Raw genomic sequence first — 14,930 nt, forward strand, 5'->3', positions numbered from 1 at the left:
AAAGTCAAAATCAAGACACTAATTTCCGATGAAACTGCGGGCGCTTTCGCGCGCGCGGAGGTCGGCTGCAAGCACCTCCTGGATAGACGCAGGGGAACCGGTGGGGGTGTCCGCCAGAACCTTTTCGATTGTACGCGGTATGCCGAGGAAGGGCAGCTTTCCGTTGAGGAACGCGTCGACGGCGATCTCGTCGGCGGCGTTGAGCGCGATGCAGTGGTTCTGGCTGGCTGCGGCGGCCTCGTAAGCGAGGCGCAGGCAGGGGAAGCGCTCGAAGTCGGGCTGCTGGAAGTCGAGATGCGCGAGGGCGGCCATGTCGAAGGTGAGCGGGGTCTTGCCTTCAACGGCGATGCGTTCAGGGTAGGAGAGCGCGTAGAGAATGGGCAGGCGCATGTCGGTGACGGAGATCTGCGCGAGGATGGAGCCATCGATGTACTCGACGAGCGAGTGGATGGTGGACTGCGGATGCACGGTGACCTTGACGGCCGAGGGCGGTAGATTGAAGAGGCGGCAGGCTTCGATGATCTCGAGACCCTTGTTGAGCATGGTGGCCGAGTCGACGGTGATGCGCTGGCCCATGACCCAGGTGGGATGTTTGAGGGCTTGTGCCGGGGTGATGTGCTCGAAGTCTGCGAGCGGCGTGTTGCGGAACGGACCACCGGAGGCAGTGAGCCAGATCTGCTTGACCTCGTTGGAGGCTCCGCCACGAAGGCATTGATGGATGGCGTTGTGCTCGGAATCGATGGGCAGGAGATCGACGCTTTGCTCGCGGGCGGCGGCGAGGATGAGATCGCCTGCGGCGACGAGGCACTCCTTGTTGGCGAGACCGATGGTCTTGCCGGAGAGCACGGCGGCGTAGGTGGCTTCGAGTCCAGCGACGCCGACGATGGCTGAGACGACGAAGTCGGCGTCGGGTAATGTTGCGACGCGGACGGTGCCTGCGGTACCGTAGACGACTTCGACGCCGGTGATGCCTTTTTCCCTGAGGCGCGTGGCGAGCTGGTGGGCGAGCTCTTTGGTGGCTATGGAGATGACCTGCGGACGCCAGCGTTCGCATTGCGCGAAGGCGACGTCGAGGTTGGTGCCAGCGGCAAGGGCGACGGGATGAAAGCGGTCGGGGTAGGACTCGCAGAGGCTGAGCGTGCTCTGACCGATGGAGCCGGTCGAGCCGAGGAGGGCTATCTTCTTCACATAAGTATTTTCGCAGAAGATAGAGCCGTTACGGGTGGGGTTCATCGGAACACGAGGCACAGGCAACATTTTGCACCCCTAATGCATCTGCGACCGTCTATTACGGGAGCTGCCAACTGGCGGTGAACGCTCCTCGCGAGTGCATCGCGTAGTTGAAAGGCCTATGAACCAAAGACAATTTTGCTTGTTTCTGCTGCTGGGGACTTGTGTGTCCGCAGGGGCCCAGGAAGTCCCTTCTCCGCATGCGAAAACTGAGTCGACAGCAGCCTTGATGGTATCGGCACCGACACCGCAGACCGGCGTGGTGACAGGGATAGTTACGGACATCGATGGAGCAGCGATTCCTGGTGCGACGGTCATGTTGCAAGGAGCAACACCGGAGGACCGCTGGATTGTGCGTTCGGATGATGGTGGTGCGTTCCACGTTGATGGTGTGAGGCCAACGGTTTCCTATGCGGTGTCCGTGAGTGCGAACGGGTTTGGTTCGTGGACCTCTACGGTGCAGGTGCAGCCGGGCGAGCACTTCGAACTAAAGGATGTCGCGTTGAAGGTGTCCGTAGTGGAGACGTCTGTTTCGGCGGAGACGTCAGAGCAGATTGCGATAGAGCAGGTACATGCAGAGGAGCATCAGCGCGTATTGGGCATTGTGCCAAACTTTTTCGTGAGTTATGCGCCTGATCCGCAGCCGTTGTCGACGAAGCTGAAGTTTCAGCTGGCGTTTCGTGCGGCTACGGATTCGGTAACGCTGGCGAGCGCAGTGTTTGTGGGTGCGATTTACCAGGCATCCGATACGCCGGGTTATGTGCAGGGTGCAAAGGGCTATGGGCAGCGCGTGGGCGCAGCGTATGCGAATGCAGCTACGGATGTGATGATCGGCGGCGCGATTCTGCCTTCGTTGCTGCACCAAGACCCACGATATTTTTACAAGGGCACAGGCACGAAGAAGCAAAGGGCGCTGCATGCGTTGTCTGCTCCATTCATCGCGAGAGGCGATAACGGGAAGCAGCAGTTTAACTTCTCGAGTATCGGGGGTGACGTTCTCTCGAGCTCATTGGAGAATGTGTACTATCCGCCGGTGGATCGAGGGGCGCATCTGGTGGTGAATGGCGCGTTGATTGACACAGCCGGGCGGATGCTGAGTGCGCTGGCGCAGGAGTTTTTGCTGAACAAGGTGACGACGCACAGCGGGCAATAAGGCTGGTTGATGCCGCGCAGGGGCTGCACTGAAATAGAGTCAGCCGCGCGCACTTTTCGCTTCGAGGGCAGCCAAGCGTTCTCGAAGCTCTGTCGATTTTGTCTGATAGTTGTCGAAGGTTATCGGACAAGTGTTGCACCGATTGGGTCAGCTTATCGTCGATGGACTTGGTGGCCTGCACCTGTTTTTCATCTCGGCGCCGCATCTCTGTGCGAATCAAATCAAAACTGGTATTCATCTCGCTGCGAAGAGACGCAACCTCGACCTTAATCGCTTTAGGTTCAGGGACAAGGAAGTCCTGAACAATCTCTCGTACCGAGTCGATGCTGCTCTCCGTTTTCATCGCGGTAACGGCCTGAGGGAGCTCCTATACCGGAGCTATAAATTCCCGAGCGAAAACGTATGCAGAAGGGCGATGACGAGCCAGAGTACGGGCGCAGCCATCAGCAGGGCGTCGATGCGGTCGAGGACGCCGCCGTGGCCGGGGAGCAGGGTGCCGGAGTCCTTGATACCGGCACCACGCTTGAGGGCGGATTCCAGGAGATCGCCGAACTGAGCGGCGACGTTGAGCAGCAACGCGAGCAGGACGAAGACCCACCAGGGATCAGAGGTATGCAGGCTGGTAAAGCTGGAGCCCTGCTGACTGAACCAGTCGCCGAGCAGTACGATCGCCATGCCGAACACGATGCTGGCGACGACCGAGGCGATGGAGCCTGCCCAGGTTTTGTTGGGAGAGAGATGCGGGGCGAGCTTGCTCTTGCCGAAACGCTTGCCGATGTAGAGGGCGGCGATGTCTCCGGACCACACGCAGAGGAAGAGAAAGAGCAGCAGAGCGATGCCGTTCTCTTCGTTGTAGATCTTGGGGATGAGCGTGAGCGGGTAGGCGACGTAAATGAGCATCAGCACGCCCGCGGAGGTTTCCCAGAGGACGCGTTCGAGTGAGGTTCTGAAGGCGGCGACGGCGAAGAGGATCAGCGTGACGGTAGAGACGACGGTGATGGTGTCGTCGGGCTGATAGAAGACGGCGAGGAAGAAGGCGGCGATGGCTCCGAAGGTCCACCAGATGGGAAGGGGGCAGCCACCGGCGACGGTGAAGCCGCGGAACTCCCACGCGGCGAGGCCGGCGACGATGGCGGCGAGGAGAGTAATCATCCAAGGCTTGCCGAAGAAGATGAGCGCGCCGACGAGGGCGATCAGAACGATGGCTGTAAGGATTCGCTTCATAAGTCAATGTTGAGGATACAGGGGGTGGAAGGCAGGGGGAAGAGGAGAGGGGGTAGGGAGGTTCTATGAAGGGATAAGGGATACGGGATAGAGCAGGAGAGGTAAGGCGCAATGTATTGCCGGGTCGTTACAATCGATGGGCGTTTTCAATCCTGATGTCTGAGGTGCTTATGGCTGGTCGAATTTCCAGACGGTCGATGCTGCGTGGTGGCGTACAGGCGGGAGCGGCGATGGCGTTGCCTCGAATGGCGTGGGGTGCGTTGGCGGGAGCGAAGCCGCTGGAGGAGGTGGGTTATGGGCAGGTGACGATGAAGAGCCCGCTGCTGGTTTCTCAGCGTGAGAGCTCGCACGCGGTGCTGATGGGGCTGGACAATGTCGACCTGGTGAAGCCGTATCGCGTGATGTGTGGGATGAAGGACGCGCCGGGTGAAGACCTCGGCGGCTGGTATACGTACAACGCGGACTTCAACTACAGAGTCTGGCAGAAGACGGGATTTTGTCCAGGACATACGCTGGGGCAGTGGGTGTCGGCGCTGTCGCGGTACTACGCGACGACGGGTGATGTGGCCACACGAGACAAAGTGCTGGCGATCAACAAACTGTATGCGTTGACGGGAATGTGTTCTGCGGAGGCTGCGCAGTTTTATGCGAAGACTCGATTCATAGCTTATACGTATGACAAGCTGACGTGCGGGCTGGTGGATTCGGCGACGCTCGTGAAGGACCCGGATGCATGGAAGATCCTGGGAGCGACGACCGATCAGGCAATGAAGGCTTTGCCGGGACATGCGGTGGAGTATGGCACACATTGGCGCGCAGGCAAGGACGACAGCTACTCGTGGGATGAGAGCTATACGCTGCCGGAGAACCTGTATCGCGCGTATGGCGCAGGGGCAGGAGCGCGGTATCGGCAGATGGCCGCGCAGTATCTGGACGATCCGCTGTACTTCGATCTGCTGGCGAAGAACGAGCCAGTGATTGCAGGCAAACATGCGTATAGCCATGTGAATGCCATGTCGTCGGCGATGCAGGCTTATCTGGTGGAAGGGAGCGATAAACATCTGCGTGCAGCGAAGAATGGCTTTGCGATGGTGCAGGCGCAAAGCTTTGCAACGGGTGGCTGGGGGCCGGATGAGTTGCTGCGTAAGCCGGGTTCGGAGGATGTGTTCGAAAGTCTGACGAAGTCGCACAACAGCTTTGAGACTCCGTGTGGCGCCTATGGGCATATGAAGCTGACGCGTTACCTGCTGCGCGTGACGCGCGATGGTCACTACGGCGACAGCCTGGAGCGTGTGCTTTGGAACACGGTGCTGGGAGCACTGCCTCTGCGTGCGGACGGCACGGCGTTTTATTACCAGGATTTGAACTTCAAAGGGACGAAGAAGTATTCAGACAGTGTGTGGCCCTGCTGCTCGGGGACGCTGCCGCAGGTGGCGAACGACTATGGCATCTGTAGTTACTTCCGCGAGAGCGCCGCAGCGCACGGTCACAGCGCGGTGTGGGTGAGTCAGTACTTTGAGTCGGAGCTGCGGTGGCAGGAGGATGGGTCGCCGGTATTGCTGGAGCAGCGAGCGCCCCAAGGGCAGGCGGCGTATCCGCTGGGGGATACGGTGGAGTTTCGCGTGAGCGTAGAGAAGCCGACGCGGTTTGCATTGAAGCTGCGCATCCCTGTGTGGTGCGAGAAGGCGACGATCTATGTGAATGGAGCGAAGGTGCCGGTTCAGCCGGTGCTGGGGTTCGCGACGGTGCAGCAGGTGTGGCGGGATGGCGATCGCGTGGAGTTGGAGCTGCCTGCGAAGGTACGGCTTGAGCAGAGCTTCGCGACGCATCCAGAGGTGGTGGCGGTGATGTATGGGCCGCTGGTGCTGTTTGCGCAGACGAAGGAGCAGCCGAAGATTACGAAGGAGCAGGCGCTGGGAGCGCGGCGGGTTTCGAGAGGGGTGTGGGTAGTGGATACGGCGAGTGGGTCGTTGAAGCTGGTGCCTTATACGGATGTTGGCGATGCGGAGTATGCGACGTATCTGCGGATGACTTAGGCGGAAGAGAGATAGGCGGGAGCTGTCGTGTGTCTTAACGCGCGATGCCCACCTTAGCGACGATAGAGCCGTCGCAAAGATGGGGCACCGGTTCATACTCTTCAGCCGCCGGCGCATTCCGAAAGCGGGATGTGGTTGGCTTCGCAGAAGGCGTCCTGCGAGGCCTTCTGGTTGGCCAGGCTGTTTTCGAACTCATGGTGAAGGATGAGTCCGCCGGCTACGCCTGCAGCCACCACGCTGCCGGTGATGATGAGGGCGGTACGCGCGAAGTGGTAGTTGGGGTAGGTTGTGAGTTCCGCTGTTTCAGTGTTGGAGAGGGGCTGGCCTGCGAGGACCTTCAGGCGGCTCAAAAGGTTGGTGACGGAGAGGTTTTCCCAGCGGGTGAGTGTGTCACCTCTGCCTTTGAGCAGGATGGGCGAGGTGACGGTCCAGAGCGGGACCATGGTTTGCGTATCGACGATGGTCAGCTGGAAGGCGGGCGAGACGATGGGGGTGACGCTACCTCGCGCTCCGGTGACGTTGGTGGTGGTGATGATGTTGCGAAGGCGGAAGATCAGTTCAGCCTGGGCAGGGGCGCTGACAAGTTGGTAGCGGCCCCAGCTTTGCAGGGCGGCATAGACCTGGTTGTAGACCTGCGTGGAGTCGATGGGGAAGTTGGGGTCGGCTCCGGCGTTCGTGAAGAAGATGGTGTGCGCGGTGCGAAGCTGGCTGGGCACAGGCGTATTCGGATCCATGGGAGCGACGGGGTACTGTGGTCGTGAGGAACTGTATATCGGCGCGGACGTGGCATTGTCCTGTGCGTTCTGCATGGCTTGCTGTGCTGCCTGCATGGCCTGCTGGTTTGCTTGTTGGGCAGCCTGTGCCGCCTGCTGGCTGGCCTGCATGGCGTCCTGCGCGGCTTGCGTGCCGGGGTCTATCTGGGCGAGTGCCCGATGGGAGAGAAGCGTGACGGTGAGGAAGAGGGCGACGACGGGGAGGGAAGAGAGACGGCGAATTGCACGGCGAGCGACGTTCTGCACGGGAGTGGCCTCAGGTTAGGCGGCTAGAAGATGTGCCAGTCAACCTGTAGGTGAAAACGTTGATACATAAAGGAAAGTCGCTCGTCGATGTAAATATTTTTACGGTAGCGGTAACGCGGGTTCTTTTCCGAACCGACGCTACCGCGGGTTGGTAATGAGTTCGCTGAGCTGCCGCGAGCGTTCGAGGGTGACGTAGGCGGCGGTCTGATCGGCGATAGTGGGCGAAGCGTTGGTCAGAGAGATGAAGGCGCGCCAGTGGTCGCGGAGATTGAGCCAGATCTGTTCTGTGTCTTCGACGCCTTTGTAGGTGATGGTGGTGCCTGCGAGTTTTTTAGGGATGGCGACGCGTGCGGTCTTGAGGGACGCGTCCAGGGACTTTTCGGCTTTCTTGAGGTCGTACGTTTCGGTGAAGCTGGGAGCGGTGACGCGTTTGAGGTCTTCGAGGAATCGGTCGGCGAGGTTGTTCTGCTCTTCGAGCTGCGCGGAGCTGAGAAAAGGTGTCGCGGCGACAGGAGGAGCAGGGGCTGCGGCGTCCGATGCGGGACGATCGAAGATATGCGTGATCTGGAACGTCTTCTCTGCTGTGTGGAAGCCGGCGAAGACGGGCGTTGCTCCGGTGAGGTCGAGTTCGTTCTGGATGTGTGCGTCTTCGAAGTCCTTCTCGGCGGCGAGTAGGTCGTTGAAGGGAACCCGTGCCGCTTCGGTTAGGTTGGCGCGGAGAGTGTCGAAGCCGCGGTTACGCTCGGCGGCGGACTGGCGAGCCTCGATGCTGGTACACCAGTCGCGGGTGTTGGCGGTGTCGGCGGTCGCGCAGAGGTCGAGTGGTTGTGCGGATGGCGTTTCGCGGGCTGCGGCGAGGTGGTCAAGGCGGGCCTCGATCTCCGAGGGTGCAGCCCAATTTTCGCAGGTGTAGCGCGTGGCGAGGTCGAGATTCTGCGCGGTGCCCTGGCCATTGGCGTAGATCATGCTGAGAATGCCTGCGCCGGGAAACGGATTGGAGGGGTTAGCTGCGGGATCGGGATGAGTGTATTCGACGGCGGCGCAAGCGAGGGCCGCTTTGTAATCGACCGCCTGACCAATGCCGAAGTAGGTGACGGTGGAGTCGCAGTCGGGCTTGAGATTGGGAGTGGCTGCGGGAGGCGTGAAGGTCTTTGCCAGAGCTTCTCGACAGACCGCGCGATATTGCGGGTCGGTGTCGTCGAGCTGGGCGTGAAGGGCGGGAGCCGAGACGCAAAGGAGTGCAAGGGCGAGCGAGAAGGTCTTCATCAAAGTGAGACAGGGTCTTCTTGGCTATAGATTTTGTTGATTTAGATCAAGCCAAGTATAGGAGAGACGCGGGGGTACAGAAGGCGCAGTCAGAATGAGTGCCTTAAGCCAGTTCGGCTCGTGCTGCGGGAGTTAGCTGCGGGCGAGTTCGGCTTCGGTGGGGAGGGTGTCGGAGAGGTCTTCGTCGGAGGATTCACCGAGGCCGCCGAAGCGGCGCTCGCGCTGCTGGTAGTCGGCGATGGCTTCGAGCAGGTGGAGGCCGCGGAAGTCGGGCCAGAGGCGTTCGGTAACGAAGATTTCGGCGTAGGCGATCTGCCAGAGCAGGAAGTTGGAGATGCGCTGCTCGCCCGAGGTACGGACGATGAGGTCCGGGTCAGGCATGTGCGCGGTGTAGAGCGCGGAGGAGAGCTGCTGTTCGTCGAGGCGGGCGTTGATGGCGTCGTCGACGCCTTCGGTGGCGAGCATGTCCTCGACGGAGATGCCGCGGCGGTGGGCTTCGGCCAGCATGTTATGGACGAGCTTGCGGGTGGCGTCGACTATCTCCGACCGCGAGCCATAGTTGAGGGCGAGGGTGAGCGTGGTGCCGGTGTTTTTGGAGGTCTGCTCGGTGGCCCACTGCATGGTGTCCTGCACCTCGGAGGGCAGTTCGTGGGTGCGGCCGATGTAGGCCATGCGGATGTTGTTGTCGTTCATCCGCTTGACGTTCGAGATGAGGTAGCTCTTGAGGAGCTTCATCAGGAAGTTGACTTCGGTCTTTGGCCGTCGCAGGTTGTTTTCGAGCGAGAAGGCGTAGAGGGTCAGCCAGGGAAGGTTGATGCGCGAGGCGGTCTCGACGACGAACTGGACGGATTCGGCACCCTGTTGGTGGCCGAGGAAGCGCTTGAGGGCACGTTTGCCAGCCCAGCGACCGTTGCCGTCCATGATGATGGCGACATGCTGCGGGATGCGGGTGGGGTCGAGCGTGGCATAGATTGCGCGCTCGTCTACTGAGAGCTCGTGAGCTCTGTCGGATGGTTGGAAACCGCGAATGTTATTGGTGTCGCGCAATGGTGTCTCGCAACAATGACGATAGCTCAAAAGCAGGAAGTAGGGAATAGGAAGTAGGGAATAGTGATGACGAGGGTGGTGCGGTTGCTCTGGTTTGGGCCCGCGGCCGCTAAGATGCAGATCTCTCCGCTGCAGCGCATAAAGCCTGCCTTCGGTCGATAGGACAACGTGTTTTGGAACGCCAAAAATAAACTTAGATTCCCTGCTGCGGGAATGACAAACCAGGCAGAGGAGGCGCGGGAGGGGGAGAGGCACCGCAGCGGCTCGACGAACGAGCGGAGCTGCCGCGGTGCTTGGAGAGGAGGTGTTTGCTGCTTCGCTGACTAGGCGGAGCGGCGGGTGCGGGTCTGGTTGGCAGCCTGAGCCATCTCGCGTACATGGTTCAGAAAGATGGACTTCTGCGTGGAGGTGAGGTGAGCGCTGTAGCGGGCTAGCTCAGCCAGGAAGGGATCGGCGGTGAGCATGGCCGTCTCGTCCTGGTGACGGGTGGGGGCGTCACGGAGCAGGGCGGAGATGTCCACCTGCAGGGCGCGGGCGAGGCGCTCAAGCGAGGACAGCGTGGGCATGGCCTTGCCGTTCTCGATCTTGGAGATGTAGGTGCGTGGCACGCTCATGCGGGCGGCGAGCTGACGCTGCGAGAGGTTGCGAACATGGCGCAGATCGCGGACGGCGGTCGCTACGGAGATACCTTCGCCCTTGATGGCGACGACGGCTTCAGTGACGAGAGCGATGGCCGACTGGGCTTTGGGGGGCTCGGGGAGCAGGGACTTCTTGCAGCGGCGGCAATGGTCGACGGCCGAGCGGAACTGGTTGAGCTTGCAGTGCTCACAGCGAACGACCTCTCGCTGGGGGGCAGCCTGCAGCTGCGATGCTTCCATAGGTCCGACAGGGTTGCTGACGGGCGCGATCATGGTTGCCATGTTGTGTGATGCGGACGGCTGCCAGAGCGGGGCACCGTACGGAGACGTCCCAAAGGAGGCCACCGATGAACATAGAGTGACACTGGGGTATCGTGTGAGTCAAGAGGAAGCCCGAAGATTCTGGCAAGAAACGTGGTATGAAGGGTACGAGAACCCAACTAGTTAACAGGCATCAGAAAGGCTGAGCGATGGCAGAGTGGAGTGCGGTGGAAGCGGAGAGGTTGCTGCGGGAGTGGACGCAGGGTGAATCGCTGGTGAAGCATGGTCTGAGTGTGGCTCGAAGCACCGAGGGCTATGGGCAGCGTGAGGCAGCACGGCTCGGGTTGGAGGGTGCGGAGGCGGAGAGATTTGCGGAGATGTATCGCTGCGCCGGGCTGCTGCATGACATGGACTATGAGCGGCATCCGTCGGTCGAGGAGCACCCGTTTGTCGGCGTGGCGTATCTGCGGGAGAACGGTTGGCCGGAGGAGATTTTGCAGGCCATCCTGGCCCATGCTGACTACTCGGGCGTAGTGCCGGAGACGCACCTGCAGCGGGCGTTGTTTGCGTGCGATGAGCTGTCAGGGTTTCTGACGGCTTGTGCGTTGGTGAAGCCGACGAAGTCAATCGCGGATGTAGAAGTCGCTGGCGTGAAGAAGAAGATGAAGGATAAGGCATTTGCGCGGGCGGTGAAGCGTGAGGATATGACGCGTGGGGCGGAGTTGCTGGCGATTCCGATCGAGGAGCACATCGGGAATTGTCTGGTGGCGTTGCAGGCGCATGCGGCAGAGCTGGGGTTGGCGGGGACCAGCGCTGACTAGCGGCAACCGCGCAGCATTGCGAACCAGACGATCGAGAGCACGATCGAGCCGAGGATGCCGAATATGAGCAGGGAGTTGCGGGGGCTCGAGACGGTGACCGAGGAGTAGGCGTGCAGGTGGTCGCTCGGGGTGTCGGGGTTGTAGCGGATGGGGAAGAGAGTGTTCTGGGCTAGATAGTGGTCGGAGACGAATTCGCCTCTGTGGATTGTGTCGACGCCGTCTTCGTTGGGGGCCCAGTAGTTGTAGGTGATGCGGAAGTGCTTCGTCGTCGGAATGCCGACGAGGGCGCGGCCTGCGCCGAAGTCGTATTTGCACGAGAGCACGGTGGCCAGGGCTTCGGGCCAAGCCTCGGGAGTGGTCGGGTTTTCGGCGGGGCTAACGGGCATAGGGTTCGAGGGCTAGCACTTCTTCTGATGAGATGCGACGAACGTTGAGGTCGGCAAAAGTCTTATTTGTGGCCTCGATGCTGGCGGTGGCGATGCCCCGGCAGAGGTCTTCGATGACCCAGGTATCGAATCCAAGCTGGGCGGCGGCAATGGCGGAGAAGCCTACGCAATAGTCGTAGGCGAGGCCGCAGAAGAACAGGCGATGCAAACCGCGGGCCTGCAGATAGGCGGCGAGCCCCGTGGTAGTGGTGCGGTCGTTTTCGGTGAAGGCGGAGTAGCTGTCAATGTCGCGGCGGAAGCCTTTGCGGAGGATGAGCTCGGCGTGGGGGATGGAGAGCGCAGAGTACAACTCGGCGCCGGGTGAGCCCTGCAGGCAGTGGTCGGGCCAAAGATGCTGGATGCCGTACGGAGCCTGGACTGTGTCGGTGAAGGGCTTGAGGCCGTGCGTGCTGGCGAGGGAGATATGGCCTGCCGGGTGCCAGTCCTGCGTGAGGATGACGTGGGTGAAATGAGCAGCGAGAGCGTTGATGCCGGGAACGATCCCTTCGCCTCCAGGCACCGAGAGTGAACCTGTGGGGCTGACAAAGTCGTCCTGCATATCGATGACTAGCAGGGCGTCGTGGTCGGTGAGGGTGACGGGTGGGAGGGTGTGGACCTCTGCGCTCATGCATTCGATTGTACGGCGATGCTGGCTGGAGACGGCTGGGTTGGCCGAGATGCGGGCAGGGAGCGAAAGTTTCTGTTTTTTCATGGTTACCCGCTATGCTCGGAAAGTGTTCTTGATGCGAGATAGGTTACCCACTGGCTGGGTACGTGGTGGGGTGCTGGGTTATCTGCTGTTGCTGTCGGTGCATGGAGCGCTGGCGCAGCAGACGTTACCCGATTCTCCGTCGGCTGTGCTGGCGCAGAACCAGAGCTTGAGTGGAGCGGTGAAGGACGTCGGTGGAACGCCGGTCGCCGATGCGACCGTGAACGTTGTCGGACCCGGCGGGTTTGCGCGTTCGACGACGACGGATGAGGATGGCGAGTACCGGTTTGAGGGCGTGCCGGTGGGCGAGTTCGTGCTGACCGTTAAGGCCGAGGGTCTGGCCGAGAGTTCTGCGAAGGTGGCGGTCGAGGCCAACGAGCAGAAGACTGTCGATGAGTTTTCACTGAAGCTGGTGGCGGCACACTTCGAGGTGAATGCGATCTCGCAGGTGCAGATGGCGGAAATTCAGCTGAAGCAAGAGGAGCAGCAGCGGTTGCTGGGAATTCTGCCAAACTTCTTCGTGACCTACGATCACAATGCCGTGCCGCTGACGAGTAAACAGAAGTTCAAGCTGGCGACACATAACGCGCTGGACCCGGTAAACATCGGGGTGGTTGCGCTGGTCGCGGGCGTGGAGCAGATTGACGGTACTTTCTCAGGCTATGGCAGCGATATGCCTGCCTATGGCGAGCGGTTTGGCGCGGGCGCGGCCAACCTGGCGATCGGAACGTATCTTGGGGGAGCCATATATCCATCGCTGTTTCACCAGGACCCGCGCTACTTCTACAAGGGCACGGGCACGATTCGCCAACGGGCGTTATATGCGCTTTCGACTGCCGTGCGCCAGAAGGGCGACAACGGCAAGTGGCAGCCCGCGTATTCGAGCATTCTTGGAGACTTTAGTGCGACTGCGATTGCGAACGCTTATTACCCGCCGCAGAACCGCAACGGTGCGGGGCTGACGCTAGGGCTTGGGGCTCTCACGGTTTTATCCGACGCGGTCAATAACCTCGTGCAGGAGTTTGTCCTGAACCACGTTACGACCAAGGGCAAGAAGCAGAAGAGCACACCGTAGGCGTAGCCTGTTAGCTGGAGGTGCATCATGCGCAGAGGGTTGCTGATGGCGGTTTTGATGGTGGGATGTGTGGCCGCGGGCGCGCAGGTTTCGAACCAGGCAGAGGCGGGCATGATCTCGCCATCGCAGCCAGTGCCGGTGGGCAAGGCACCGGGTATGAAGTGGCAGCTGGTGAAGGATACGCCCGGAGAGAAGGTTTACGCGGTCATCTTCTACAAGGGGGATGAAGCGCTGAGCGGACTGACGGACTTTGCGATTGCGAACAATGTGAAGGACGCGCATTTCACTGGCATTGGAGCTGTGAGTAGCGCTACGCTGGCGGCGCTTGATCTGTCGAAGAAGAGCTATAAACGGATTCCGGTGACGAGCCAGGCTGAGGTGCTGAGCTTGATCGGTGATATCGCGTTGTTCAACGGCAAGCCAGTGGTGCATATGCACGCTACGATCGGGCGCCCGGATGGAACGGTCACGGGCGGGCATGTATTTGAGCTGAATGTGAATCCGACGCTGGAGGTTTTTGTGACAGCGTATCCTATGGGGCTGGCGAAGAGGCCGGATGATGCGTCGGGGATGAAGGTGATTGATCCGAAGCCGTAGGCTTATAGAGATTGGGAAGGCGAACAAGCGGATGGTAAAGATTGTGGAGAGCACGCGGAGTGCGTGGCAGTCGTTGGCGAAGGTGGTGCCGACGGAGATCAAGGCGGAGTATCTGCGGGCGGTGGTGGCTGCGGGGTTTACGCATCTCGATGCGATGAGCCTGGTGTCAAAACAGGCGATGCCGCAGATGGCTGACGCGGAGCTGGTGCTGGAGTACCTGGATGCTCCGGAAGACACAGAGATCATTGCGATGGTGGCGAATGCGAAGGGAGCGGAGCGCGCTGTGGAGAGCGAGCGAGTGACGACGATGGCGTTTCCGTATTCGATCTCGCCGCTGTTTCTGGATCGCAACCAACGACAGACGCCGCAGGAGGCTCTGGACCAGCTCGAGCAGATCGGCGAGATTGCTTACAAGAACGGGCAGGACGTGGTGGCCTATGTCGCGATGGCGTTTGGCAATCCGTTCGGTGATCCATGGGACATCGATGAGGTGGTGAGTGCTGTAGATCTGCTTGTCGATAACGGCGTGGCGCAGGTGGTGTTGTCGGATACTTCTGGCACGGCGACGCCGGCGTTGTTGAGCAACGTGATCGCATGCGTACTGGGAGTGCATGAGGATGTGGAGATAGGCGTGAAGCTGCGCGTCACCGCAAAGGATGGAGCCGAGAAGATTCGCGCCGCGTTTGAGGCGGGTTGCCGACGTTTCGACGCGACGCTGGGTGGCGTGGGTGGACCCCCGATTGCGGCGGGGTTTGAGGCCGATGCCGTGGTAAATCTGCCGACCGAGTTGCTGGTGGAGACGCTGCGGAAGTTGGGCGCGGAGATGCCGGAGCTGGAGTCACTGGACAGGCTCGTGATGACGAGCCGCGCGCTGGAGAAACGCTACGCTGCGGTCGTGCAGTAAAGTAAATGATTCATGCTCACACATTTGAACGCTATATAGGTGGAGACAATTGCATGAATCAGCGGGATAAGGTTTTGGAGCAGGGGTACGCCGACACGCGGGTGCGTGTGCGGTATGCAGAGACTGACCAGATGGGTGTGGTGTATCACGCGAACTATCTGGTGTGGTTCGAGGTGGGCCGCGTGGAGATGATGCGCCAGATCGGTCTGGAGTATCGCGAGATGGAGCGCGAAGAGGGTGCGCTGATCGCGGTGGTTGAGGCGACGGCTCGCTATAAAGCTCCAGCACGCTATGACGATGAACTGATTATCCGGACGCGGATCGCGAGTGCGCGCGCGGCGGTGCTGCGCTTCAAATATGAGGTGCTGCGGGTCAGCGATGAGGCTTTGTTGTGCGAGGGTGAAACAGTTCACCTGGTTGTTGGACGGGACATGAAACGCCGCACGATGCCGGAGAAATATGTAGAGAAGTTTGGGTCACTGATCCTTAGGATGGTGAAGGCAGAGTAGCTCTGCCGGGAGCGAG

General features: G+C 60.5%; 15 protein-coding genes. 7 read left to right on the forward strand and 8 right to left on the reverse strand.

The features are described from left to right. Positions 1–18: 18 nt before the first annotated feature. Complete coding sequence (gene dxr, locus OHL14_RS09685) at positions 19–1,188, reverse strand: 1-deoxy-D-xylulose-5-phosphate reductoisomerase (protein ID WP_263379141.1); 1,170 nt, start codon at positions 1,186–1,188, stop codon at positions 19–21. Positions 1,189–1,459: 271 nt separating this feature from the next. On the opposite strand from dxr, the gene OHL14_RS09690 reads away from it, so the two are divergent. Beyond that, the gene (locus OHL14_RS09690; protein ID WP_263379142.1) at positions 1,460–2,383 is read left to right on the forward strand and encodes a carboxypeptidase-like regulatory domain-containing protein; all 924 of its coding nucleotides are present in this window, start codon (positions 1,460–1,462) and stop codon (positions 2,381–2,383) included. A 378-nt stretch (positions 2,384–2,761) separates the two neighbouring features. On the opposite strand, the gene OHL14_RS09695 is transcribed toward OHL14_RS09690, so the two are convergent. Next, complete coding sequence (locus OHL14_RS09695) at positions 2,762–3,607, reverse strand: phosphatidate cytidylyltransferase (protein WP_263379143.1); 846 nt, start codon at positions 3,605–3,607, stop codon at positions 2,762–2,764. Between the two features lie 170 nt (positions 3,608–3,777). On the opposite strand from OHL14_RS09695, the gene OHL14_RS09700 reads away from it, so the two are divergent. After that, the gene (locus OHL14_RS09700; protein ID WP_263379144.1) at positions 3,778–5,643 is read left to right on the forward strand and encodes a glycoside hydrolase family 127 protein; all 1,866 of its coding nucleotides are present in this window, start codon (positions 3,778–3,780) and stop codon (positions 5,641–5,643) included. A 101-nt stretch (positions 5,644–5,744) separates the two neighbouring features. Here the strand turns inward: OHL14_RS09700 and OHL14_RS09705 are convergent, their stop codons facing one another. The 4 genes from OHL14_RS09705 to OHL14_RS09720 all read right to left on the reverse strand — a co-directional run bounded on the left by OHL14_RS09705 (position 5,745) and on the right by OHL14_RS09720 (position 9,895). Further along, positions 5,745–6,662: a hypothetical protein gene (locus OHL14_RS09705; protein WP_263379145.1), complete on the reverse strand. Its 918-nt coding sequence runs from the start codon at positions 6,660–6,662 to the stop codon at positions 5,745–5,747. A 138-nt stretch (positions 6,663–6,800) separates the two neighbouring features. Next, positions 6,801–7,928, reverse strand: a complete 1,128-nt coding sequence (locus OHL14_RS09710) for a hypothetical protein (RefSeq protein ID WP_263379146.1) — start codon at positions 7,926–7,928, stop codon at positions 6,801–6,803. Between the two features lie 132 nt (positions 7,929–8,060). Further along, positions 8,061–8,975: a polyprenyl diphosphate synthase gene (gene uppS / locus OHL14_RS09715; protein WP_263379147.1), complete on the reverse strand. Its 915-nt coding sequence runs from the start codon at positions 8,973–8,975 to the stop codon at positions 8,061–8,063. A gap of 323 nt (positions 8,976–9,298) precedes the next feature. Next, positions 9,299–9,895 (reverse strand): helix-turn-helix domain-containing protein, encoded by a 597-nt coding sequence (locus OHL14_RS09720; protein WP_263379148.1) that lies wholly within the window; start codon positions 9,893–9,895, stop codon positions 9,299–9,301. A 188-nt stretch (positions 9,896–10,083) separates the two neighbouring features. Here OHL14_RS09720 and OHL14_RS09725 point away from each other — a divergent pair, with 188 nt between their 5' ends. Beyond that, positions 10,084–10,695 carry an HD domain-containing protein gene (locus OHL14_RS09725; RefSeq protein WP_263379149.1) on the forward strand — a complete coding sequence of 204 codons (612 nt, stop codon included), beginning with the start codon at positions 10,084–10,086 and terminating at the stop codon, positions 10,693–10,695. Here OHL14_RS09725 and OHL14_RS09730 read toward each other — a convergent pair. Together OHL14_RS09730 and OHL14_RS09735 are read right to left on the reverse strand one after the other, a co-directional pair. Further along, a complete protein-coding gene (locus tag OHL14_RS09730; RefSeq protein ID WP_263379150.1) occupies positions 10,692–11,081 on the reverse strand; it encodes a hypothetical protein in 390 nt (129 codons plus the stop codon). The genes OHL14_RS09725 and OHL14_RS09730 overlap by 4 nt on opposite strands. Beyond that, positions 11,071–11,748, reverse strand: coding sequence for a nicotinamidase (locus tag OHL14_RS09735; protein ID WP_263379151.1), 678 nt, complete (start codon positions 11,746–11,748; stop codon positions 11,071–11,073). The genes OHL14_RS09730 and OHL14_RS09735 overlap by 11 nt, the downstream gene beginning before the upstream one ends. 115 nt (positions 11,749–11,863) lie before the next feature. Between OHL14_RS09735 and OHL14_RS09740 the strand changes: the two genes are divergently transcribed. The 4 genes from OHL14_RS09740 to OHL14_RS09755 are packed head-to-tail and all read left to right on the forward strand — an operon-like array spanning position 11,864 to position 14,914. Continuing rightward, on the forward strand, positions 11,864–12,904 hold the full coding sequence (locus OHL14_RS09740; protein ID WP_263379152.1) for a carboxypeptidase-like regulatory domain-containing protein: 1,041 nt from the start codon (positions 11,864–11,866) through the stop codon (positions 12,902–12,904). A gap of 27 nt (positions 12,905–12,931) precedes the next feature. After that, positions 12,932–13,501, forward strand: coding sequence for a PPC domain-containing DNA-binding protein (locus OHL14_RS09745; RefSeq protein WP_263379153.1), 570 nt, complete (start codon positions 12,932–12,934; stop codon positions 13,499–13,501). 31 nt (positions 13,502–13,532) lie between these two features. Beyond that, positions 13,533–14,405: a beta/alpha barrel domain-containing protein gene (locus OHL14_RS09750; protein ID WP_263379154.1), complete on the forward strand. Its 873-nt coding sequence runs from the start codon at positions 13,533–13,535 to the stop codon at positions 14,403–14,405. A gap of 53 nt (positions 14,406–14,458) precedes the next feature. After that, complete coding sequence (locus OHL14_RS09755; RefSeq protein WP_263379155.1) at positions 14,459–14,914, forward strand: acyl-CoA thioesterase; 456 nt, start codon at positions 14,459–14,461, stop codon at positions 14,912–14,914. Positions 14,915–14,930 lie beyond the last annotated feature (16 nt).

It is taken from the genome of Granulicella paludicola, from assembly GCF_025685545.1.
Taxonomy (GTDB): Bacteria; Acidobacteriota; Terriglobia; order Terriglobales; family Acidobacteriaceae; genus Granulicella; species Granulicella paludicola.